This is a genomic window from Plantactinospora veratri, from assembly GCF_036421995.1.
In the GTDB taxonomy this organism is placed as follows: domain Bacteria; phylum Actinomycetota; class Actinomycetes; order Mycobacteriales; family Micromonosporaceae; genus Plantactinospora; species Plantactinospora veratri.
Genome location: NZ_JAZGQL010000011.1, coordinates 1 through 23325, shown reverse-complemented (window position 1 = coordinate 23325; position 23325 = coordinate 1). Strand labels below are relative to the sequence as shown.

The following is a 23325-nucleotide window of genomic DNA, read 5'->3' as shown; positions in this document are numbered from 1 at the left end:
GACCTCACCCCTTGACGGCGCCGGACGTCAGGCCCGACACGATGCGACGCTGGAAGAACAGCACGAACAGAATGATCGGAATCGTGATCACCACGGCGGCGGCGGAGATCGCCCCGGTCGGGTCCTCGAACTGCGACTCCCCGGTGAAGAACGACAGCGCCACCGGTACCGTGCGGGACCGCTCGGTGGAGGTCAGCGAGATCGCGAAGAGGAAGTCGTTCCAGCAGAAGATGAAGACCAGGATCGCGGTGGTGAAGACCCCGGGGGCGGCCAGCGGCGCAATGACCCGGCGGAACGCCTGGCCCGAGGTGGCGCCGTCCATCTTGGCGGCCTTCTCCAGGTCCCACGGGATCTGTTTGAAGAACGCCGACAGCGTGTAGATGGCCAGCGGCAGCGAGAAGGTGATGTACGGCAGGATCAGCCCCGGCCAGGTGTCGAAGAGCCCGAGCGACCGCTCGATCTCGAACAGCGGCGAGACGAGCGAGACCTGCGGGAACATCGCGATCAGCAGGGAGACCCCGACCAGCGCCTTCTTGCCCGGAAAGTCCAGCCGGGCCACCGCGTACGCGGCCATGGTGCCGAGTACCACCGCGATGGCGGTGGCGATCAGGGCGATACCGATCGAGTTGCCCAGGGCCCGGACGAACTGGTTGGTGGAGAAGATCGTGCGGTAGTTGTCCAGCGTCCACTCCCGGGGGATGAAGTTCCCGTCGGTGAGCGTGCCGGTGGTCTTGAACGACAGCGACGCGATCCACAGCACCGGGACCAGTGCGAAGACCACCACCACGACGTCCAGCAGTCCCCACCGCCACTTCGCCGCGGTGGTGGTGTCGGCGGCGGCCATCAGATTCTCCTTCCGTTCGCGACCACGGTGCTCGCGCTCATCAGAGCTTCCTTTCGTTCGCGACTGCGGTGCTCCGCTTCGCTACGCTCCTCGCGCTCACCGGCGACCTCCCTCGTCTGTGCTGCCCGGGGCAGCCGTGCCGAACAGCTTCACGAAGATGAACGCGATGATCGCCACGGCCAGGAAGATCAGCACCGACATGGTCGACCCGATCCCGAGGTTGAGCCCGCGCATCAGGTTGTTGTAGGCGAGCATCGACACCGACGACGTCTCGTTCGAACCGGCGGTCAGCACGAAGATGTTGTCGAAGACCCGGAACGCGTCCAGGGTGCGGAACAGCAGCGCCACCAGGATCGCCGGCTTCATCACCGGCAACATGACCTTGACGAACCGCTGCCACGCGGTGGCACCGTCCATCGAGGCCGCCTTGAGCAGGTCCTCCGGCACCAGCGCCAGGCCCGCCATCAGCAGCAACGCCATGAACGGGGTGGTCTTCCAGATCTCCGCCAGCATGATGATCGCCAGCGCGCTGGCCCGTTCGGTCAACGGCGCCCCCTCGCCGAAGAGGTTGGCCAGATATCCGGTGCCGGGCGTCCAGGCGTACCGCCAGGAGAAGGCCGCCACCACCGTGACGATGCCGTACGGGATCAGCGCCGAGGTGCGGACCAGGCCGCGCCCGACGATGGTCCGGTGCATCACGACGGCCAGCCCCATGCCCAGCACCAGTTCGACGGCGACCGTCACGACGGTGATCAGCATGGTCACCCCGAACGCGGTCCACCAGTAGTCGTTGGTCAGCACCGTGACGTAGTTGGCCAGCCCGACGAACTCCCGCTCGTCCGGGAACTTGAGGTCGAAGCGCTGCAACGACAGCCAGACCGAGTAGAGGATCGGATAGGCGGTCACGGCCAGCATCACCAGCGCGGCCGGGGCGCAGAGCAGCCAGCCGAGCCGGCGCTCGGCCCGCTTCCCCTCGCTCAGCACCGCCCGCCCGGGGCGGCCGCGCCGCGGCGCCGGCACTCCCCGGCCGGTGCCGGTCCGGTCCACGGCGGTCGCGGTCCCGGTTTCGGTTTCGGTGCTCACGGCAGCACCCCCTTCGAGTCGAGCGCGTCCTGCGTCGCCTCCCGCATCCGGTCCGCGGTCCGCTCCGGGTCGATCGACGACGGCGGGGAGAGCGTCGCCGAGAGCACCGTCGAGATGTTCTGGTACGCCGGGCTGCGCGGCCGGGTCGCCGCGTCCTTCAGCTCCTCCAGGATGGTGTCCCGCATCGGGTACGCCTCGGCCATCTCCGGTTCGGCGTAGACGCTCTCGATGGTCGGCGGCACCCCGTCGTTGATCGCGGAGAACTTCTGGTGCTCGGCGTCACGCAGGCAGGTGGCGGCGTCGAAGGACTCCTCGGGGTGCTCGGTGTACCGGCTGATCGCCAGGTTGAACCCGCCGATCGTCACCTTGCTCGGCGTACCCGGGTCGACGCCCGGATAGCGGGCCCACTTCACCTTCTTCGCCAGCTCCGGGTCGGCCTCCTGCATCGCCGGATAGACGAACGGCCAGTTGAGCTGGAACGCGCCCGCCCCGGACTGGAAGTCGAGCCGGGCCTGGTCCTCGATCGTGTTCGAGAAGGAGGAGGTGGTGATCCCGGCGGTGGCGAAGTTCCGCAGCACCTCCAGGGCCCGGACGGCACCCTCGTCGAAGACCGCCTTGCTGCCGTCGTCGTTGATCATCTGGCCGCCGGCACTGGCCACCAGGGTGTTGTAGAGCACCACCAGTCCCTCGTACTGGGCGCCCATGGTGATCACCCGGTACGGCTGGCCCCGCCCTCGCAGGTCCTGGGCCATCCTGATCATCTCGTCCCAGGTCTGCGGCGGCTGCGGCACCAGGTCGGACCGGTACCAGAGCAGTTGCACGTTGGTGTTCTTCGGCGCGGCGTAGAGCCGGTCCTCGTAGCGGGCCGTCTCCAGCGGACCGGCCAGGGTGCCGCGCTCGACCTCGGCCCGGCGCTCGCCGGTCCACTCCAGCAGCCAGCCGGCGCTGGCGAACTCCTGGGTCCAGGTGACGTCCAGGCCCAGGATGTCCATCCCGGTGTCCTCGGCGGCCAGCCGCCGGACCAACTGCACCCGCTGCTCGTCGGCGGCCCGGGGCAGCACCCGGTACGCGATCCGGTACCGGCCGCCGGCCTTCGCGTTGCAGTCGTCGACCACCTTCTGGATGTTCTGCTCGGTGGTGTAGTAGAGGTTGATGGTCGGTACGCCGCCGTCGTCGCCGGAGCCGCAGGCCGCGAGTGGCCCCAGCAGCGTCAGCGCCGCGAGCGCCGCCATCAGCCGGTACCGGCGGCTCCGACCCGGGCCGCCCCGCTCGGGCTCAGCCATGCCGGTCCCCCGCTCTCCCCCCGGCCGTCCCGCCCACGTCGGCATCCGCCGACCGTGACCGCCGGTGGTGTCCCGCCGACCACACGTCGCGCGCCCGGTGACCGCTCATCGCGCCGTCCTCCCTCTCACGACGCCGGGGCGGGGCCCGTCCCGGCACACGGCGAAAGCACCCCGCCTCCGGCCGCAGGCGAACCGCCGGACCGGGCGTAGGTGTCGGACCTCCCCACTGCCCCGACGCCCACGCACCGAAACATCGACAGGCTTCAGCCGCCCCGCGCCCCGGCCACGCGCCACCGGGCCGTACCCCGCTGGCCCGGCGCCCCGGCCGTCGGCCGAGGGCCGCCGATCCGGGCTCCACTGTGGTATTCCCGGCGGGCGACGCCTCGGATACCGTGGGTGCTACCTCCGGTGCCAGCAGGTCGCCGTCGATGCCGACCGCCCGGTGGACCCGCCACCCCGCCTCCGCGCGACCCGGCCCGGATCCGCCCGGGCGGCAGGTTCCGACAGGCAAAACGCGCCCCCGTCCCCGCGATCCACGGGCAGGATCGTCCGCAAGAGGAGGTGCCGCCGTGCAGAACACCCGGGCACTCACCCTGTCCTTCGAGGTCAACGGGCCGCCACCGGTCAAGACCGAGGCACTGTCGATCTTCGCGGCCGGACACCGGCAGGCCGCCCGGGTCCGCACCCTGCTCCAGGCCGCCTGCGCCGCCGCGCAGCGCAGCGGCTGGACGGCACTGACCGGACCGGTCGCCCTGGAGATCGTGCTGCGCTGCCCGCCGGGCCGGCGGACCTCCGACGCCGCGACCCTGATCGGCGGGATCGGCGCCGTGCTCCAGGACAAGAAGCGGGCCGCCGACATCGGCCTCGCCCACCTCGGGGTACTCGCCGACGTCGCGCTCTACGTCGACGACCGGCAGGTTCAGCAGGTGTCGTACCGGGAGGAGCCGGCCGAGGAGCTGTCGTACCTGGTTCGGGTGACCAGCCTGCCGCCGGTGTCCTGAGCCGGTGCCGTCCGCGTCCCCAGCCGGGCGCCGGCCGTCACCGCCGCACCGGGACGACGGCCACACCGGTACGCCGGAACCGGTTTGACCCTCGCCCGACGCTGGGTACGCGGACGCGACCGGCGGGTGACGGGGGACCGGCGGGCAACGGCACCGGCGACGAAGGGAGCGGTCATGTCGGAGCCACACGTCACGCTCGACCCCACCGGGCTCGACCCGGCGCGCCAGCATCTGCGCGGACCGCTGGAGGAGCAGCTCAACTCCGCGTTGCGGGCGGCCACCGAACGGGTCCGGAACGACTACGCCGGTGAACCGGTCGAGGAGGTCTGCCGCCGGCTGCTCGACGAGACCCGGGCAGGGCTGCATCCGGACATCGCGGCCGGATTCACCCCGGACATGGACGAGTTCTGCCGGGTCGCCGTGGCGATCGTCCGGCGGGACGGCTCCGGGTCCCACTGACCCGCACCCGAACCTCGGGCCGGATCGACGGCTGTCGGCGCAGGGGCGTTGGCCGTGGACGTCCGGCCTCCGTACACTCAGTGCGCCGTCACGGCCGACCGTGCACGTCCCGCGTCCCCTGCACCGGATCCGGTCGATCTCTACGGGAGGCCCAGTGCCCGCACTGCCGTCCAGCGTGCCCGCCGCGGTGCTCGACACCACCTCCACCGCCCTGCTGACCACGGCCGAGAACGGCGAGGTGACCTGGTACAACCGGGCGGCGCAGCGACTCGGCCAACTCGTCGGCGCGGACATCGGCTCGCTGCCCTTCGACACCGCCACCCCGGGCGGACCACCGGTCGAGCTGCGCTGCCCGACGGTCGGCGGCACCGTACGGCACCTGCGGGTGACCTGCCGGCGGCTGCCGCCGCTGCCGCGTACCGCCCCGGAGCCGGACAGCCACCTGGTGTACGAGCTGGTCGACGTCACCGAGCAGCGCGCCGACCGGCGCCGCGCCGACGACTACGCCTGGCGGCTCTCCCACATCGAGCAGTTGGCCCGGGTCGGCACCTGGGAGTGGCACCTTCCCACCGACCAGGTGGTCTGGTCACCCACCCTGAAGGCCATGATCGGGCTGGCTCCGGAGACCGCGCTCGACTACCCGACCTACCGGACGATGATCCACCCGGACGACCTCGGAATGATCGAGGCGACCCTGCACCGGGCGATCCGGGAGGCCACCCCGTTCACCTACACCCACCGGATGTACCTGGCGAACAGCCGTCAGCTGCGCGTCCTGGAGTGCTACGGCGAGGTCTTCACCGACGAGTCCGGCCGGCCGCTGCGGATGCTCGGTACGGCGCACGACATCACCGAGATCCGGCAGGTCCAGGACGAGCTGGCCTACCTCGCCGAGCACGATCCGCTGACCGGACTGCCGAACCGGCGCGCGCTAACCGCGAAACTGAGCCAGCTCACCGGCACCGACGGCGGGACGGCGGCGGCCCTGCTCCTGATCGACATCGACAACTTCAAGGACATCAACGACCTGCGCGGGCACGCCATCGGCGACGAGGTGCTCCGGCTGCTCGCCCGGCTGCTCCCCGACCACCTGCCCGCCGAGGCGGTGCTCGGCCGGCTGGGCGGGGACGAGTTCGCCGTGCTGCTCCCCTCCTGCGACGCCGACCGGGCACTGGCGATCGGGGCCGGGCTCTGCGACCTGGTCGCGCACACCCCGCTCGCGGTGCGCGGCGAGCCGCTGCGGGTGACGCTGAGCATCGGCGCCGCCCCGCTGGACACCGCCGACGACGACACCCTGCTGCTCGCCCACGCCGACCTGGCGCTCTACCAGGCCAAGGGAGAGGGCCGCAACCGGGCCCGGCTCTTCGCGCCGGAGCAGCAGCGGCTGGCGGCCCAGCGGGTCGACCTGGTCTCCCGGGTACGCCGGGCGCTGGACACCGGTCAGTTGCAGCTCGACGCCCAGCCGATCATCGACCTCGGCGACGACCAGGTGCGCAGCTACGAGCTGCTGATGCGGGTACGCGACGACCAGCACCGGCAGATCGGTCCCGGGGACTTCCTGCCGGCGCTGGAGCGCGGCGACATGATCTACGAGCTGGACCGCTGGGTGGTGGAGACCGCCACCGGAGCACTCGCCGCGGCCCGGGCCGCCGGGGTGGAACTGCGGCTGGACGTGAACATCTCCAGCCGCTCGCTCGAGGATCCGAGCTTCGGTGACTGGGTGGTCGGCACCCTGGCCGCCGCGGGCGTACCCGCGACGCAGCTCGGCCTGGAGATCACCGAGACCACCGCCATCGCCAACCTGGCCGCCGCCCGCCGGCTCGCCTCGACGCTCACCTCGGCCGGCTGCCGGTTCAGCCTGGACGACTTCGGCGCCGGATACGGCTCCTTCGTCTACCTGAAGCACCTGCCGTTCAGCGCGGTCAAGATCGCGGGTGAGTTCGTCCGGCACGCCGACCACGGCGGCTCGGACCCGATCCTGATCGACGCCGTGGTGCGGGCCGCGCACGGGCTCGGGATGCGGACCGTCGCCGAGCACATCGACCGGCCCGAGCTGGTGCCGGTGCTGCGCGACCTCGGCGTCGACCGGGGTCAGGGATACCACCTGGGCCGGCCCGAGCCGCTGCACGAGCTGATGGCCCGGACCATCGCCCGGGCCGGGGTCTCCGCGACGATCCGGTAGCCGCGCCGTCAGTCGGCGGCCAGCGCCGCCACCTCGTCGGCGCAGCCCCAGCCGAGGGTGACCCCGGCGCCGCCGTGCCCGTAGTTGTGGATCAGCCGGGCGGGTCCGGCCAGCCCGGAGGCATCCTCGGCCAGCCGGGCTCCGCCGAGCCGGCCGGGCCGCAGCCCGGCGAGCTGCCCGAGCACCGGTGCCGCGGCCAGTTCGGGGACCAGCGCGACGCACCGGGCCAGGATCGCGGCGGCGGCCTCGTCGTCGGGCCCGGTCTCCGTCCGGTACGGCTCGAAGGTGCCGCCCAGCACCACGTCCCGGGCGCGCGGGTGTACGTAGCTGATGCCGGCCGGGTTCTGCTCGTCGCGTACCGAGGTGTCGATGCCGGGGTTGCCGACCAGCACGATCCGGCCCCGGATCGGGTGCACGGCCGGGTCGTCGGCGAGTTTGCCGGCGGCCAGCCCGGTGGCGTTGACCACCAGCGGTGCCCGCCGGGCCGACGGCCACGCCTCGGCCGCGATCGGGGGTACGTCGGCGAGCCGGTCCACCCGGTGCCGGCGCACCGGCACGTCCAGCCGGCCGAGCCGGTCGACCAGCCAGTCGAGGTACGGGCCCATCTCGACACTCGGCACGGTGAACCGCCACTGTCCGGCGTACCCGGCCGGGGGCGGGACGGTCCGGAAGTCGGGGACCGCCGGGGCCCACCACGGGGCACCGGTCACCGGCTCGCGCAGCAGCATCCGGGTCGGCCGCATCCGCACGCCCGGCACCTCCTGCCGGGCCTGTCCGGCGAGCACCTCGAAGGTGCGCCGGGCCCAGCCCAGCACCCGGGGGTCGCCGCTGGTCCGGGTCGGGTACCACACCGCGGCGGCGACCCGGGAGACCGTGTCGGCCGGTTCGTCGGCGGTCAGCACCGTCACCCGGGCACCGGCCTCGGCCAGCCGTACCGCGGTGGTCAGCCCGACCACCCCCGCGCCCAGCACCACGACGTCGCGCATCCGACCAGCCTGCCGGTCGATCCCGAGACAGACAACCTCCCGCAGGGTAATCGAGTTCTCACGCAATGTCCATACAGGAAGACCCCTAAAGTGGGCCGGAACCCCGTAAGTAAATAAACTTGCTTGACGAGGGATCAATGAGGGTTTCTGCGCATGAAAGGTACGACTATGCTCAGGACCGTGAAGGAAGAGATGGACAGCGAGCTCAGCGCTTCCACCCGGACCCAGCGCTACGTGGTGGTGTCCGAGGTTGTCGTCGAGGTCGAGAACGACTATCGACTTCGGGCGGCGGCACTGGTCAAGCTGGATGCCGTGGCGTCCAGCACCCCGGAGGGGCTGGAGCGGATGCGCAGCCGCATCGAGGGCGACACCGCCGTCGCGCTCGACTTCCTCACCGATCCCGTCGCGGCGATCGCCGCCGCCGACGGCATCCGCGCACACGGCCACGGCATCCGGGTACGTCGATATCTGCCCCGGGACGACGGCGACGGCGGCCCCGGAGTCGAGGAGCGCTGACGGATCGCGGGCCGGGCCGCCCCGGCGTTACCGGGGCAGGATCCGCTCCAGCAGCAGCGGGACCAGCCGGTCCGCCTGGTCGTCCAGATAGAAGTGGCCGCCGGGCAGCGTGTGCACGTCGAGCCCGGCACTGGTGTGCACCACCCACCGCCGGGCGTCGGCGGTGGTGAAGGTGTGGTCCCGATCCCCGACGATCGCGGTGATCGGGCAGCTCAGCGGCTCGCCGGCCGCGTAACGGTAGGTTTCGATCAGCCGCAGGTCGCCCCGGACCATCGGCAGCGTCAACTGCCGCATCTCGTCGAGTTCCAGCAGCTCCACGCCGCTGCCGCCGAGTTCCCGGAGGTACGCGACCACCCCGTCGTCGTCGCGCAGATGCACCCCGATCGAATGTCGGGCCGAGGGTGCCGGACCGGCCGACACGAAGAGCCGACGCACCGTCAACGAGTCGCTGCGGCGCAACCGGCGGGCCACCTCGAAGGCGACCACGGTGCCCATGCTGTGTCCGAAGAAGACCACCGGCCCGGTCAGCTCCCGCTCGACCGCCGCGACGATCTCGTCGACCAGGACGGCCATGTCGTCGATGACCGGCTCGCCGTACCGGTTCTGCCGGCCCGGATACTGCACCCCGATCACCTCTATCGAGTCGGGGACCAGTTCCGCCCAGCGCCGGTAGCCCGCCGCCCCGCCACCCGCGTGCGGGAAGCAGACCAGCCGGACGGTGGCCCGGGGCGCGGCCGCGAAGCGGAGGAACCAGTCGTTCGTGACCCTGCCGTACGTGCTCACCGGCGCAGCCCTTTCCCTCGGTGGAGTTGTCCCGGGTGGAGCCGGGTGGTCAGCCGTTCTCCTTGGCGCCCGGGCCGGAGCGGCTGCCGAACGTCCGGTCCAGCGCCGCGTACCGCTCGTCGGCCGTCTCCTCGTCCGCGGCCTGTTCCATGGCGAGCGCCCGGACCAGGTCGTGGAAGAAGTATCGCGCCTGGCTCGAACCGTCGACCTGGACGACGTCCAGCAGTCGGGCGTCGACCAGTTGCTCCAGCAGCTCCCGCGCGGTGGCGAGGGTGACGTCGAGCAGCACCGCGGCGGTCCAGATGGCGAACCGGGGCGCGTCGAGCAGGGCCAGCAGCCGGAAGGCACGCCGGGCCGGCTCGTCGAGGCCCTGGAGGCTCAGCGCCACGCTGGCCCGGACCTCGAGGTCACCGATCCGCAGTTCGTCCAGCCGCCGACGCTGGCTGGAGAGCCGGTCGGCGAGCCGGGCCAGCCGCCAGTGCGGCTTGGCGGTGAGCCGGGCACCCGCGATGCGTACGCCGAGCGGCAGGTGGCCGCAGAGTTCGACGATGCGTACCGCGGACTCCGGCTCGGCGGCCACCCGGGCGGCACCGACGATCTTGGAGAGCAGTTCCAGCGCCTGCCGGTGTTCGAGGACGTCCAGGTCGATCAGGGGTACGCCCTCCAGCGCCGCCAGCCGGGCCCGGCTGGTCACCATCGCCGCGCAGGTCGGGCTCTCCGGCAGCAGTGGGCGTACCTGCTGCTCGCTGGCGGCGTTGTCGAGAAGTACCAGCACCCGCCGCCCGGCGAGCCGGTTCTGGTAGAGCTGTACCCGCTCCGCCATCGACGGCGGGATCTCCGACGCCTCCACTCCCAGCGCCCGCAGGATGGTGCCGAGCAGGTCCGCCGGGTCCGCCGGCTGTGGTCCGGCGCCGCGCAGGTCCAGATAGATCTGCCCGTCCGGGTACGACGAGCGCAGCAGGTGTCCGACGTGGATCGCCAGGGCGGTCTTGCCCAGCCCGGCCATCCCGCCGATCACGCAGGCGAGCCGCCGCCCACCGTTGTCCGCCCGGGTACGCAGCAGCGCGACCACCTGGGCGGCCTCCCGGTCCCGGCCGGTGAAGTCCGCCACGTCCGGCGGGAGCCGGGCCGGCAGCGGCTCGGCCGGGGTACGCCGGACGGCCACCCGGACCTCCGGCGCCGGCAGGGTCAGCGACGCCTCGGCGGCCAGGATGGACTTGTGCAGGTCCTGTAGCTCGCGTCCCGGGTCGATGCCGAGTTCCTCGGCGAGCAGGTGCCGGTAGTCCTGGTAGCTGGCGAGCGCGTCCGCCTGCCGGCCGCACCGGTAGAGCGTCAGCATCAGCTGGCCACGCAACTGTTCGCGCAGCGGGTCCGCCGCGACCAGCCCGGTCAGCTCGACGACCAGCCGCCCGTGCTGGCCGAGCGCCAGTTCCGCGTCGATCCGGTCGCCGAGCGCGGCCAGCCGCGCCTCCTCCAGGCGGGGCCGCTCCGCGTCGCTGAGGAACTCGGTAACCCCGGCCAGGGCGGGGCCGCGCCACAGCGCGAGGGCGCCCCGCAGCGCCTCGGCGGCCTCGGCCGGCCGCCCCTCGGCGAGGGCGTCCCGGCCACGCGCCGCGAGCTGCTCGAAACGGACCAGGTCGAACCGTTCGGGCGCGACCCGCAGCACGTAGCCGGGGCGCTGCCGGACGATCTCGGCGTCCGGCGCGAGCTTGGCGCGCAGCCGGGAGACGTACGTCTGGATCTGCGCGGCCGCGGTGACCGGCGGGTCGTCACCCCAGAGCACCACGGCGAGTCGTGAGTCGGAGACCACCCGACCCCGGGCGAGCAGCAGTACGGCGAGCACGGTGCGCACCTTGGAGGCGCTGAGTTCGACCAGGCCGGTCGAGTCGACCACCTCGACCGAGCCGAGGATCCGGAATTCCATCTCTCCGGGGCGGGGGTGGCCGGACACGCCCGCGTCGGTGGGGTCGACCGGTGCCGGAGCCGGCGGGGTTCCGAACATCAGGACCTCCCGCCGGCCGTCATCGGAAGTCCTTGCCGTGGCTCACCGCGAGCGGTCGGCCGACCGCGCGGTAACGGCGCCGGGTCTCGATGTCCAGGTCCTCGTAGACCGGGTCGAGGGCGTCGGCCATGAACAGCTCCCGCATCAGCGCCCGCTGCACCTTGCCACCGGGCGACTTGCGCACCTTGCCGGGGTGTAGGAAGGCCACGTTGGCCACCCGCACCCCGAAGCACCGGCTGAGCCAGTCCTTGACGCCACGGGCCAGCGACGACAGCGTCGCCGGGTCGGCCGGCTCGGCCTGGACCTCGTGCAGGACCACGATCTCCTGCCGGGGCGACGGCACCGCGAAGACGGTGCCGGTCAGGTCGGCGAACCGGGTGTCGGAGGTGCGGACCGCCTTCTCCATGTCGTGCGGATAGAGGCTCCGCCCGCCGATGACCAGCATCTCGCGCATCCGGCCCAGCACGTAGAGCTCGGCACCGGCCCAGACGCCGAGGTCACCGGTACGCAGGTAGCCGCCCTCGCCGTCGGCGGTGGTCGCCTCGAAGGTCCGGTCGCTCTCCACCTCGCGCCGCCAGTAGCCACGGGCCACGCTCCGGCCCCGGATCCAGATCTCACCGAGCCGTCCGTCGGGCAGTACCGCGGCGGTGTCCGGGTCGACGATCCTGACGTCAAGACCATTTACCGTGCCGCTGCTGACAAGTGATCTCGCCGCGGCCGCATCGGTCGCCGCCGGCAACAGAATGTTCTGTTCCAAGCGGCTCGGATCGAACCGTTCCACGGCGAGTGGATGACCGGGTCGGGTGCCGGAGACGAACAATGTCGACTCGGTGATGTGATAGCCGACCCGCACCGCCTCGCGACGGAAGCCGGCCGACGCGAACCGGTCGGCGAATTCGATCAACGGCTCGGGCTCGATCGGGTCCGCACCACCGACGCAGGCGTGCTCCCACCGGCCCAGGTCCACGCCTCTGACCTGCTCGTCGGTCACCCGGCGAGCGCACATCCGGTAGGCGAAACCGGGTGCGGAACTGATCCGCACATCGTATTTGTCGATAGCTTTCAGCCAGCGGACCGGATCGGCAAAGAAATCATCGGCCGACATGAGTACGGCGGTGGCGCCGCGATAGAGCGGTTCGAGCAGCATTTCGAGCAACCCGGCACCGTCGTGCAACGGCAGCCAACCGAGGGAACGGTCCCACGGCGTCAGGGAAAACGCGTCCCTGAGCATTTCGAAATTGTGCGCCAGGTTCTCATGGCTGATCATCACACCTTTCGGGTCGCTCATGGACCCGGTCGTATAGCGCAGCAGCGCCAGCGCACCCGAACCGATGTGTGTCGGCCCGTCCCAGGCACCCGGGGCGGCCGGCCCGGCGAGGTCGGTGGCGGTGCAGAGCAGCCGGTCCAGCCCGTCCTGGCTCATCCAGTCGGAGACGGTGACCAGGCTCCCGCTGTCGGTCAGCACGATCCTCGGGTCGGAGTCCAGCGCGATCCCGGTGGCCCGCATGAGGTGGTGCTTGTCCCCGTCGGGCAGCGGGGCCGGCACCGGGACGACACCGGCGTACATACAGCCCAGGATGCTTTTGACGAACTCGATGCCGGTCGGATAGAGCAGTAGTGCGCGATCGCCGGGACGACAGCGGTCCCGGAGTCTGCCGGCCAACTCCCGGGCAGCCCGGTCCAGCTCGCCGTAACTCAAGGACTCCGAACGTTCTTCACGTTCGTCCCAACGGAGGAGGACAACAGCCTCCCGGTCCGGATCCTGGTCGGCGTGTCGGGCGACCCGCTCCACCAAACCCACGATTCCCACCCGCATTTCCCCCCAAAATGTTGGCTACAGGAAGCGTGGCCAACCACGGCGGGCCCCCGAATGAGCGACAGGCTCCCAGCGGCCACGACCGCGGACGCCAGTACTCCCCAAACGCTCACGGACGGTTCCGCCTACGATATCGGTGCACCGATATTCAATCAAGTCAGGTTGGAGACAGCGATAAGAACTTCGAGCGAAACATCGGGAAAACGTCCCGTCGCTTATCGGGTCCGAGCCTTCACTACCGAATGGTAACCTTGTCTGCATTGCCGCAATGTCCCGCCCACCAGGGCAATTAGCCCGGCCGGCCGGGATACTCACCGTTTCTTTGCCGACGCAAACAACATAGTCCGGTGTCGTGTGGATACGGCCGCGTATCCAGAAGACAAGACAGTTTCACATACTCGTCCGTAACCGGGGCGATCCGCAGCCGGAACAGGCCGGGCGGAGTCGGAAATAGGGGACGACATGCGAGAAGCCCGCCCTGGCGGCCGGGTGGCTGCCGGGGCGGGCTTCCGCTCGCGGTGGGCTCAGGCGTGGGGCTCAGGCGTTCGACGGCTCCGCCATCGCCACCGCGATTTGCCGAGGGCCGGTGAACGGCTCGCGCCCGTGTGCCGCGAGCATGTTGTCGACCACCAGCACGTCGTCGTACTGCCAGTCGAACCGTACGGTCGCGGCGCGGTAACAGTCGCGCAGGTGGGCGATGACGTCGTCCGGGATCCGCCCCCCGTCGCCGTAGTAGGTGTTCGTCGGCAGGTCCTCCTCGTCGAACATCTCCAGGACCCCCTCCCGGACGTCCTTCGGCAGCGTCGTCACGTGGAAGAACGTGGCGTGGTTGAACCAGACCGTCTCGCCGCTGACCGGGTGGGTGTGCACCGGCTTGCGGACCGCCCGGGTCCGCAACCCGCCGCCGTCCCGCCACTCGGTCTCGATCCCGTTGCCCGCGCAGTACTCGGTGACGGCCGCCCGGTCGTCCGTGTTGAAGATCTGCTGCCACGAGGTACCGAACGAGCCGTGGAAGTTGCGCACCACCATCCAGCCCCGCCGGACGAACTCCTCGCGGATGCTCGGGTCGATCGACCGGTACACCTTGCGGATGTCGGCCAGCGGGGTGGCCCCCCGGGTGGCCGGCGCCTGCCGGCAGTAGAAGTAGAGGGTCAGCGGCCACACCGCCTGGTAGGAGTTCTCGTTGTGCAGGAAGATCTCCTCTTCCGGCGGGTAGTCGGTCGAGGTGTAGACCTGGCCCTTGATCGTGCTGCGCGGCGAGGAGCGCTCCGAATAGGTCAGCGGCGGGCCGGAGAGCGCGCGTACCACCGCGTCGAAGCCGTCGACCCCGCCGACGGAGAAGCCACGCAGCAGCAGCGCACCCCGCTCGCCCAGGATCTTCCGCAGGCCGGCACGCTCGGCCCGGATCAGCTCCCCGATCTCGGCGCCGGCCGACTCGCGGGTGACCAGGTGCGGCATTGTTCCGATGTCAGTAGTGGAGGAAGTCATGGTCCGGCCCTTCGGTCTGGACAACTCCGCGCGGCGACCCGGCGGTTCAGTCGGACATGGCAACCAGGACCCGACGCCGCCCGGTGAACGGACGCCGGCCGTGGCCTACCAGTACATTGTCGATCAGCAACACGTCGCCCTGTCGCCAGTTGACGTCGACGGCGGCCTCCAGACCACGGTCGCGTACCTGGATGACGTACTCGTCCGGGATCGGAGTGCCGTCGGCGAAGGTGACCGACTGCGGAAGCTCGTCCGGCGGCAGCACCTCGGCCAGCGACTTCGCGGTCTCGTCACCGAGCGCCGCCGGATGCCACTGGTCGGACTGGTTGAACCACACCTCGGCCCCGGTCGCCGGGTGCCGGGTGGTGGAGGGGCGGTCCTGGGTGACCCGCAGCCCACCGTCGGACTTCCACTCCCAGCTCGCCTCGGTACTGCTCAGGAACGCCTCGACCTCGTCCCGGTCGGCGGTCTCGAAGGTGTCCTGCCAGCTCTTGCCGAGGCCGAAGCCGTCGTGCAGGTTCTGGGTGTAGCGCACCCCACCGGCGTACGCGGCGCGCACCTCCGGGTCCAGGGCCTCCAGCCAGCGGACGCCGTCGACCACCGGAGTGGCGCCACCGGTCTCCGCCGCCGTGTGGCAGAAGAACATCAGCCGGGACGGCCACTGGTGGGCGTACGACAGCTCGTTGTGCATCGAGATGGTGAACTCGGGCGGGTACTCGGTGGAGGTGTAGACGTTCTTCCCCACCTTGGTGCGCGGCGAGTTGCCGTGCACGTACGCCAGCCGGTTCGGCAGCAGCCGGTCCATGACCGGGTCGAGCGTCTCCTCCGTCACCTGGAAGCCACGGAAGACCAGCGCCTTCTCCGCGGTCAGCAGCTTCTCCAGGTCCGGCGTCGTCGATAGGTAGTCGACCAGCCCCTGTGGGCTCGCCGCGACCCCGGCGGCCGCCGGGTCGATCTCCATCGGTCTCCAGGTCTGGTGACCTTCCATCGGACTCTCCCTTCGAGGGGACTCCCGCGAAAGGTGGAGACCGGTAGCGGGAATCGGAAGGTAATGCGTCGGTGACACAGCCGTCATCCAGTCCAAGGATGCAGGCAAGATCTATACTTTCTCGATACTGCGGCCATTGACCCGCTGACCTGCGGCAACAGTCGGACCGGCGGCGCCGTTCCCGGTCCGGTCACCGGCCGCCGGGGGCACCATGTTGCGGCCGGGCGCCGCGTGCCGGCCGAGCCGGCGGACCATCCGGGCGTTGTCCGGCGTCCGGGCGATGCCCCGCACCGCCGGGCTGAGCACGGCGAGCACCACCAGCGACGACATCACCGCGCCGAGCCACAGCACGGTCGCCCGGATCCCGGCACCGGCCAGCAGAACCCCGCCGCCCAGCGCGCCGAGGAAATTCGACCCCGAGGCCAGCAGTGTGGCCACCCCGCCGACCCGGCCCATCAGCGGATCCGGGGTGATCCGAACCATGTAGACCATGCCGACCACGTTGAACAGTCCGCCGACGTAGCTGTTGGCGGCGAAGATCACCGACAGGTGGACCGGGTTGGTGGTGAACGCCATCAGCGGCACGGTCACCGCCCAGGCGGCCAGCCCACCCACCACCAGGGCTCGCAGCGTGGCCCGGCGCAGCCACCACATGCCGCTCAGCGCGCCGAGCATTCCGCCGATGCCACTGGCCCCGATCACCGCACCGACCACCGCGGCCGAACCGCCACCGTTGCGGACGACGACCATCAGGGCCAGGGTGAGCGCCTGGAAGACGGCATTGCTGATCGCCACGAACCCCAGCACGGTACGCAGGAAGCGCTGTTGCCACATCCACGCCACGCCCTCGGCGATGTCGGCACGCAGTGTCGTGACGCGTCGCTCCGTACGGGCCTGTTGGAAGGGCTTGCGGATCAGCAGCAGCGCAATCAGGGAGCCGAGGTGGGCGATGGTGGTGAACAGGAACGGCGCCCACCTGGCCGCCGTGAACAGCACCCCGCCGACCGGCTGGCCGATCAGCACCGCCGCCCGGCCCCGGGCCTCGTTCTGGGTCAACGCGGTCGACAGGTGCTCGGCCGGGACGAGCTGCCGGACGGCGGCCCGCTCGCCGAGCTGGTAGAAGACGCTCAGACTGGTCTGCACGAACGCCACGACCATGAGCTGGGGCACCCAGATCCGGTCGAACAGCACGGCCAGGGCCACGCTGCCGGTGGCGACGAGACAGCCCAGGTCACAGAAGATCATCAACCGGCGCCGGTCCCAGCGGTCCACGAACGCGCCCGCCGGCAACTGCACCAGCAGGTGCGGCAGCAGCGCGGCGGCACCGACCAGCCCCGCGTTGCCGGCCGAACCCGTGTACCAGAGCACCAGCATCGGGTACGCGATCGAGGTGATCCGGGCCCCGATCAGGGTGCCGGCCGCCCCGGCCCAGAGCAGCAGGAAGTCCCGGTTGCGGCGCAGCGGGACGGTCGGCGACGGCGGCCCGCCCGACGCCTCGGCGTCGGGCGGGCCCGTCGTACCGGACGGCGCCGCCCCGCGCGATGGCGGGGCGGGCTCCTCCACGATGCTCACGATCCGGACCCCGGCGGCCCGCCCACGGGACCACGACGGCACCACTCCAGTACCGCCATCGCGCTGTGCAGCTTGTTCTCCGCCTGCTCGAAGGCGATGCTCGCCGGGCCGTCCAGCACCTCGGCGGTGACCTCCTCGCCCCGGTGCGCCGGCAGGTCGTGCATGAAGACCGCGTCCGGACTACCGGCCCACAGCCCGGCGCCGACCTGGAACGGCGCGAAGATCTCCCGCCAGTTCGGGTCGGGCTTGCTGGTGCCGGTGGTCTGCCAACGGGTGGTGTAGACGACGTCGAAACCGCCGGGCAGCTCCGCCATGTCGTGCCGCTCGCAGATCGTCGCCGTACCCCGGGCCGCCTGCGCGGAGGCGGTCGCCCTGATCTCCTCGGTCAGCCCGTAGCCCGGTGGCGTACGCAGCTCCAGGTGGGTGCCGGCGTACCGGGTCAGGGCCAGGGCGAGCGCGGCGGCGCTGTTGTTGCCCTCGCCGACGTAGAGCACCCGCAGCCCGTCGATCCGTCCGAAGTGGTCGAGCATCGTGGTCAGGTCGGTCAGCGCCTGGGTCGGGTGCTCGTCGGCGGTCATCGCGTTGACCACCGACATCCGGTCCTGGTCGGCCATCTGTCGCAGCTCGGCCGGATCGCCCGAGGTGCGGGCCACCAGCACGTCGAGCATCCGGGACATCACCCTGCCGGTGTCGGCGTGCGTCTCACCGGTGTTGAGCTGGAGGTCCTCCGGGCCGTACGCGATGATCTGCGCGCCGAGCCGCAGCGCACCGCTGGAGAACGCGGTCCGGGTCCGGGTCGAGGTCCGCTTGAAGTAGACGCCGACCACGTCGCCGTCGAGCGGCCGCTCCCGCCGGGCCTGCCCGGACCGGAACCGTACCCCCCGGGCGACGATCGACCGCAGGTCCTCGTCGGTCAGGTCGTTGATCGAGATCAGGTGTCGCACCGTCCGCGCCTCCTCCCGCACCGCGCCGGTGACCGGCGCCGCCTCCCGGGTCACGTCGGCCACGAACCCGGCACGGCCGGCCGGCTCCCCGACCCGGATGGCCTCACCGTCCTCGACGGCGGCGTAACCCGCCGTCGCCGCCGCGCCGCCGGGCCGCTCGACCCAGCCGGCCAGCTCGGTGGCGACGAACGACTGCACCGCCTTGCCGGACTCGGAGTTGGTCAGCACCACGAAGCCGTCACCGGCGCGGAGCCGGCCCATGGTCATCGCCCGGTAGCCGACCGTCTCGCCAGGATGCCCGAACTCCGGGTCCGGCGCGGTGTCGTCGACGACGGTGCCGAGACCGTAGAACGTGCCGGGCGAGGCGACCGCCACCAGTTCGGCGGCGAGTTCCGGGGTGAGCAGCTCGCCGCCGCCCAGGTGCGCCCGGTGGATCTCGACCAGCACCCGGGCCAGGTCCGCGGCGGTCGTCCAGAGACCCCCGGCGGCCAGCGCCGGGCGGTTGCGCCAGCCACCGGGTACGGGTACCCCGTGCGCGTCGTGCCCGAGCGCGACCCGCCGGGCCGGGTCGGCCGGGAACGCCGGGTCGAAACTGCTGTCGGTCATGCCCAGCGGTGCCAGGACGAGCCGGCGGATCAGCTCCGGGAACGGTTCACCGGTCAGGTCGACCAGCACCTGTTGCAGTACCGCGTAGTGGCTGTTGGTCTTCCGGAACGACTCCCCCGGCACCAGCTCGGGCCGGATCGGCTCGGAGGTCGCCGGCGGGCGGCCGTACAGCACGTCGAGCAGGTCCGGCATCGGCTCGGTCGGGGCGTACCCGGTGTTCGGGCTGGTGGATAGGCCGGAGAGGTTGGCCAGCAGGTGCCGTACGGTGACCGGGGCCGGCCCGTCCGGCAGCCGCCACGAGGTCAGGTAGCGGTTCACGTCGACATCCAGCTCCAGCCGCCCCTGACCGACCAGCCGGAGTACGCCGAGCGCGGTGACGTGCTTGCTGATCGAGGCGACCTGGAACGGGGTCTCCGGGGTGACCGGCTCGGCCCCACCGGCGACGAGTACGCCGTAGCCGCGTACCTCGGCGACCTGGCCGGCCCGGACCAGCGCAACACTGGCCCCGGGTACGTGCTGCGCGGCCATGATGGGCAGCGGCGACGGCCCGGCGGCGAGCCGACCCGCACCCGCCTCGACCCGGACGGCCGGGGCCGGTTCGACCGTGCCGGCGGTGACCGGCGTCGACCTGGCCGGCTCTGCCACGGCGACCGCCCCGGGTTCCGCGACGGCGGCTACCGCCTCCGGTGCGGCGGCTGCCGCCTCCGGTGCGGCGGCTGCCGCCTCCGGTGCGGCGGTCCCGGTCCTGTCCTGGCCCGGCGTGATGACGGGCAGCAGCTGGGTCGGTTCGACGAGATGACTGGCCGGAGCCGGCGCGCCGAGGGCGACGGCGAGTTCGGCGACGGTGCCGTGCTGGTAGAGCAGCCGCAACGACACCGGAAGATCGGCCTTCCGGGCGGCGGTGACGAGCTGCACGATCCGCATCGAGTCGGCGCCCAGGTCGAAGAACTTGTCGTGCACCCCCACCCGGTCGATGCCGAGCACCTCCACGCAGACCCTGGCGATCCGCCGCTCGATCTCGTTGCGCGGCGCCACGAACTCCCGCTCGCCGCCGAACGACGTCCGCTCCGGCGCCGGCAACGCCCGCCGGTCCACCTTGCCGGCCGAGTTCAGCGGCAGCGCGTCGAGGGTGACGAACGCGACCGGCACCATGTAGCCGGGCAGCGCCTCGGCCAGGAAGTCGCGCAGCCCGGCCGGCTCGATCGGCCGGCCGTCCACCGGTACGACGTAGCCGGCGAGCCACTTCTCGCCGCCCGGGTCCTCCCGGGCCACCACCACGCCGTTGCGGACGTCCGGATGGGCGAGCAGCCGCTCCTCGATCTCGGGCAGCTCGATCCGGTGCCCCCGGATCTTCACCTGGTGGTCCGCCCGACCCAGGAACTCCAGATTGCCGTCCGGCCCGTACCGGACCAGGTCACCGGTGCGGTACATCCGGGTCCCGGCCGCCTTGCCGAACGGCTCCGGCAGGAACTTCTCCGCGGTCAACTCGGGGCGGTTGACGTACCCCCGGGCGACGCCGTCACCGGCGATGTACAGCTCGCCGACGACGCCGACCGCGACCGGCTGGAAGTCCCGGTCCAGCACGTAGGTCCGGGTGTTCGCGATCGGCCGGCCGATCGGCACCACCTCGACGTCTCCGGGCACGTCCCAACTGGTCGACCAGATCGCGGTCTCGGTCGGGCCGTACACGTTGACCAGTCGCTTCACCCGGCCGCGCAGGTCACCGGCGAGCGCCGGAGGCAGCGCCTCGCCGCCGACCAGCGCGACCACCGGCCGTTCCGCGAAACCCGCGTCCAGCAGCAGCTTCCAGCCCGAGGGCGTCGCCTGGACGTGCGTCACCGGAAAGCGGTCGAGCAGGCTGAGCAGCTCCGGGCTGTCCCCCACCTCGTCGTCGTCGGCCAGCACCAGCCGGCCGCCGGTGACCAGCGGGAGATACAGCTCCAGCCCGGAGATGTCGAAGGAGAGTGAGGTGGCGGCGAGCCAGACGTCGTCGGTGCCGGCGTCCAGCAACCGGCGCATCGAGAAGAGCAGGTTCAGCAGCGCCCGGTGCGAGATCTGCACGCCCTTCGGCCGCCCGGTCGAGCCGGAGGTGAAGATGATGTACGCCAATTGGTGCTGGTCGTCGCGGCGGGGCACCGGCTCCGCCGACCGGGACTCGATCACCCGCTCGTCCCGGTCGGCGAGGACGTGCCGGCCGGAGTAGACCCCGTCCAGCCGGCCGATCAGCCTCGACTCGCTCACCACCAGTTCCGCGCCGGCGGTCTCCAGCATGTAGCCCAGCCGTTCCGGCGGCAGCTCCGGGTCCAGCGGCACGTACGCCGCGCCGGCCTTCCAGACCGCCAGCAGCCAGGCCAGCAGCGACGGCTCTCGGGACAGCAGCACCCCGACCACCGACTCCGGCCCGACGCCGACCGCCCGCAGGTGCTGGGCGTACCGGTTCGCCAGCGCGTCGAGTTCGGCGTACCGGACCCGCTCGCCGCCCTGGACCACCGCCACCGACTTCGGGGTGGCCGCGGCCTGTGCCTCGACAATGTGGTGCACCGATCGACTCATGTTGTTCACCACTCCACCGCTGTGTCGTTCCAGTCGGTCAACACCGCGTCCAGCTCCCCCGCCGGCACGTACGTCGCCCGGGCGTCACCGTCGGCCCCCGCGGCCATCGACTCCAGCACCGCCCGGTACATCGCGACCACCCGCTCGGCGTTCTGCGGGGTCAGCGCGGAGCGCCGGACCCGCAGCATCAGGTGCCCGGGACCGGTCGAGACCGCGAGCGCGAACTCGTTGGCGGCGTCGCCCGCACCGGCCCGCACGTCGACGAGATCCGTGTCGACCTGGTGGAAGTCCTGATAGCTGAACATCACCTCGATGAGCTGCCGCCCGCCGAGCCGGCGCTGGATCGCCGGCATCGGATAGCGCCGGTGCGGCCAGAGTTCGACCTCGCGGTCGAAGACCTGCCGGACCAGGTTGCCCCAGGTGCCGGCCGTCCGGTCGTGCGGGAACGGCAGGGTGTTGAGGTACATCCCGTAGACCTTGTCGGCGCCGTCGACCTCGGGCCGGGCGCTGCACACCAGACCGGTGAAGAACGCCGGCTCGTCGGTGAGCTGGCTCATCACCTTCAGGTGCGCGGCGTGCAGCACCGCCTTCATCGACGTACGGGTCGCCGTCGCCAGCGCCCGCAGCCCCGGCTCCAGGTCCGGGAACCCGACCGGGACCCGGAAGCTGCCGGCCTCGTCGGCGGCGCCACCCCAACCGGCCGGCAGGGTGAACCGGGCGTGCCGGGTGACGACCTCCTGCCAGTAGTCCCGGTCCTCGGTCGAGCCCAGCGAGTCGAGTTCGGCGGCGATGAAGTCCGCGTACCGGACCTCGGGCGCGACGACCGGCTCGGGCTTCCTGCCGGCGGCGAGCTGCCGGTAGAGGTCGAGCACCTCCATCAGCAGGGACTGCTGGCTCCAGCCCTCGGTGATCGCGTGGCACTGGGTGAAGCCGAGCCGCCAGGCGTCGTCGCCCTCCACGAACCCGGCCATCCGGAGCAGCGGCGGGTCGGCCAGGTCGAACAGGTTCGCCCGCTCCCGGGCGATCAGGTCGTACAGGGCCCGCTCCCGGCCCGGCTCGTCCAGGTGTCGTACGTCGCAGACCTCGACCGGCATCTCGGCGGTGCCGTGCACGAGCTGCATCGGCACCGAGTAGCTGGTCAGGTCGAACGAGGTGCGGAGCAGTTCGTGCCGCTCGACCACGATCCGGGCCGCCTCCCGCAACGCCTCCGGTTGGAAGGGCTGCTCGTCCCGGATCCGGAAGAAGCTGGTGTTGTGGTAGCGGTTGCCACCGACGCCGCCGAGCATCTCCACGACCATGCCGAGCTGGACCTGCGACAGCGGGTACGCGTCGACCACCCCGGCCGGCAACGCGGCCCGGTCCTCGGCCGAGAGCAACGCGAACGGCGCCACGGTCGGCCCGTCGACGGTCGTACCCTCGACGGCCGCCTCCGGCACCGGACCGGCCAGCTTCTCGGCGAGTTCGGCGATGGTGCGGTACTGGAACACGTCCCGGACCGCCACCTCGAACCCGGCCGCCCGCAACCTCCCGACCAACGCCACCGCCCGGATCGAATGCCCACCCAGATCGAAGAAACTCTCCGTCACCCCAACCCGATCGAGCCCTAGCACCTCCCGCCACACCCCGGCAATCCGCTCCTCCACCGCGGTACGCGGCTCCACGAACACCGGCCCCGCATCCACCACGGCAGAATCCGGATCCGGCAACGCCCGACGATCCACCTTCCCGTTCGCGTTCAACGGCAGAGCATCCAACCCCACGAACACCGCCGGCACCATGTACTCCGGCAACCGAGACGCCACATGCCCCGTCAACCCGGCCACATCCAACTCACCCGACGAGGCCGGCACACAGTAGGCAACCAGGCGCCTGTCCGACGCCGCACCCACCGCCACCACCACCACGTCGCGGACCGCGTCGTCCTCCAACAGCACCGACCGGATCTCACCCAACTCGATCCGATACCCGTGCACCTTCACCTGATCGTCGACCCGACCAACAAACTCCACATCACCGGTCGGCAGCATCCGCACCAGATCACCCGTCCGGTACAACCGGGACCCGGCCGACCCGAACGGATCCGGCACAAACCGCTCCGCCGTCAACTCCGGCCGATTCACATAACCCCGAGCCACCCCCACCCCACCGACAAACAACTCACCCAACACACCCACCGGAACCGGGGCGAGGTCAGCGTCCAGGACGTACATCGACATGCC

At 71.4% G+C, this 23325-nt stretch carries 16 protein-coding genes and 1 pseudogene; 4 read left to right on the top strand and 13 right to left on the bottom strand.

The features are described from left to right. Positions 1-4: 4 nt before the first annotated feature. From V1634_RS16830 to V1634_RS16820, 3 genes are all read right to left on the bottom strand, one after another. The gene (locus V1634_RS16830; RefSeq protein ID WP_331208775.1) at positions 5-844 is read right to left on the bottom strand and encodes a carbohydrate ABC transporter permease; all 840 of its coding nucleotides are present in this window, start codon (positions 842-844) and stop codon (positions 5-7) included. A gap of 96 nt (positions 845-940) precedes the next feature. Beyond that, positions 941-1927 carry a carbohydrate ABC transporter permease gene (locus V1634_RS16825; RefSeq protein WP_456238615.1) on the bottom strand — a complete coding sequence of 329 codons (987 nt, stop codon included), beginning with the start codon at positions 1925-1927 and terminating at the stop codon, positions 941-943. Then, positions 1924-3210, bottom strand: a complete 1287-nt coding sequence (locus V1634_RS16820; RefSeq protein WP_331208774.1) for an ABC transporter substrate-binding protein — start codon at positions 3208-3210, stop codon at positions 1924-1926. The genes V1634_RS16825 and V1634_RS16820 overlap by 4 nt, the downstream gene beginning before the upstream one ends. A 569-nt stretch (positions 3211-3779) precedes the next feature. On the opposite strand from V1634_RS16820, the gene V1634_RS16815 reads away from it, so the two are divergent. The 3 genes from V1634_RS16815 (at position 3780) to V1634_RS16805 (ending at position 6852) form a co-directional block, all read left to right on the top strand. After that, the gene (locus tag V1634_RS16815; protein ID WP_331208773.1) at positions 3780-4211 is read left to right on the top strand and encodes a RusA family crossover junction endodeoxyribonuclease; all 432 of its coding nucleotides are present in this window, start codon (positions 3780-3782) and stop codon (positions 4209-4211) included. A gap of 174 nt (positions 4212-4385) precedes the next feature. Beyond that, a complete protein-coding gene (locus V1634_RS16810) occupies positions 4386-4670 on the top strand; it encodes a hypothetical protein (RefSeq protein ID WP_331208772.1) in 285 nt (94 codons plus the stop codon). Positions 4671-4824: 154 nt separating this feature from the next. Further along, positions 4825-6852, top strand: coding sequence for a putative bifunctional diguanylate cyclase/phosphodiesterase (locus tag V1634_RS16805; protein ID WP_331208771.1), 2028 nt, complete (start codon positions 4825-4827; stop codon positions 6850-6852). Between the two features lie 8 nt (positions 6853-6860). On the opposite strand, the gene V1634_RS16800 is transcribed toward V1634_RS16805, so the two are convergent. Further along, positions 6861-7838, bottom strand: a complete 978-nt coding sequence (locus V1634_RS16800; protein ID WP_331208770.1) for an FAD-dependent oxidoreductase — start codon at positions 7836-7838, stop codon at positions 6861-6863. 180 nt (positions 7839-8018) lie between these two features. Here V1634_RS16800 and V1634_RS16795 point away from each other — a divergent pair, with 180 nt between their 5' ends. Beyond that, positions 8019-8354 (top strand): hypothetical protein, encoded by a 336-nt coding sequence (locus V1634_RS16795; RefSeq protein ID WP_331208769.1) that lies wholly within the window; start codon positions 8019-8021, stop codon positions 8352-8354. 27 nt (positions 8355-8381) lie between these two features. Here the strand turns inward: V1634_RS16795 and V1634_RS16790 are convergent, their stop codons facing one another. From V1634_RS16790 to V1634_RS16750, 9 genes and pseudogenes are all read right to left on the bottom strand, one after another. Then, positions 8382-9137 carry a thioesterase II family protein gene (locus V1634_RS16790; protein ID WP_331208768.1) on the bottom strand — a complete coding sequence of 252 codons (756 nt, stop codon included), beginning with the start codon at positions 9135-9137 and terminating at the stop codon, positions 8382-8384. A gap of 49 nt (positions 9138-9186) precedes the next feature. Then, complete coding sequence (locus V1634_RS16785; RefSeq protein ID WP_331208767.1) at positions 9187-11139, bottom strand: AfsR/SARP family transcriptional regulator; 1953 nt, start codon at positions 11137-11139, stop codon at positions 9187-9189. A gap of 19 nt (positions 11140-11158) precedes the next feature. Beyond that, a complete protein-coding gene (locus V1634_RS16780; RefSeq protein WP_331208766.1) occupies positions 11159-12955 on the bottom strand; it encodes a fatty acyl-AMP ligase in 1797 nt (598 codons plus the stop codon). A gap of 537 nt (positions 12956-13492) precedes the next feature. Then, complete coding sequence (locus V1634_RS16775) at positions 13493-14413, bottom strand: TauD/TfdA family dioxygenase (protein WP_331208765.1); 921 nt, start codon at positions 14411-14413, stop codon at positions 13493-13495. Between the two features lie 76 nt (positions 14414-14489). Further along, positions 14490-15404 carry a TauD/TfdA family dioxygenase gene (locus V1634_RS16770; protein WP_331208764.1) on the bottom strand — a complete coding sequence of 305 codons (915 nt, stop codon included), beginning with the start codon at positions 15402-15404 and terminating at the stop codon, positions 14490-14492. Positions 15405-15542: 138 nt separating this feature from the next. Further along, a complete protein-coding gene (locus V1634_RS16765; RefSeq protein WP_331208763.1) occupies positions 15543-17003 on the bottom strand; it encodes an MFS transporter in 1461 nt (486 codons plus the stop codon). Continuing rightward, positions 17000-17947, bottom strand: a complete 948-nt coding sequence (locus tag V1634_RS16760; RefSeq protein ID WP_331208787.1) for an ornithine carbamoyltransferase — start codon at positions 17945-17947, stop codon at positions 17000-17002. The genes V1634_RS16765 and V1634_RS16760 overlap by 4 nt, the downstream gene beginning before the upstream one ends. Positions 17948-18163: 216 nt before the next feature. Next, positions 18164-21106 (bottom strand): annotated as a pseudogene (locus tag V1634_RS16755) (non-ribosomal peptide synthetase); the annotation flags it as partial. Positions 21107-21111: 5 nt separating this feature from the next. Then, positions 21112-23325, bottom strand: a 2214-nt coding sequence (locus V1634_RS16750) for a condensation domain-containing protein (RefSeq protein ID WP_331208762.1), incomplete at its 5' end; no start/stop codon positions are given.

Excerpts from the sequence above, each read along its gene's own strand:
- V1634_RS16830 (WP_331208775.1), bottom strand. The coding sequence starts at position 844 with ATGGCCGCCGCCGACACCACCACCGCGGCGAAGTGGCGGTGGGGACTG.
- V1634_RS16820 (WP_331208774.1), bottom strand. The coding sequence starts at position 3,210 with ATGGCTGAGCCCGAGCGGGGCGGCCCGGGTCGGAGCCGCCGGTACCGG.
- V1634_RS16810 (WP_331208772.1), top strand. The coding sequence starts at position 4,386 with ATGTCGGAGCCACACGTCACGCTCGACCCCACCGGGCTCGACCCGGCG.
- V1634_RS16800 (WP_331208770.1), bottom strand. The coding sequence starts at position 7,838 with ATGCGCGACGTCGTGGTGCTGGGCGCGGGGGTGGTCGGGCTGACCACC.
- V1634_RS16785 (WP_331208767.1), bottom strand. The coding sequence starts at position 11,139 with ATGTTCGGAACCCCGCCGGCTCCGGCACCGGTCGACCCCACCGACGCG.
- V1634_RS16780 (WP_331208766.1), bottom strand. The coding sequence starts at position 12,955 with ATGCGGGTGGGAATCGTGGGTTTGGTGGAGCGGGTCGCCCGACACGCC.
- V1634_RS16775 (WP_331208765.1), bottom strand. The coding sequence starts at position 14,413 with ATGCCGCACCTGGTCACCCGCGAGTCGGCCGGCGCCGAGATCGGGGAG.
- V1634_RS16770 (WP_331208764.1), bottom strand. The coding sequence starts at position 15,404 with ATGGAGATCGACCCGGCGGCCGCCGGGGTCGCGGCGAGCCCACAGGGG.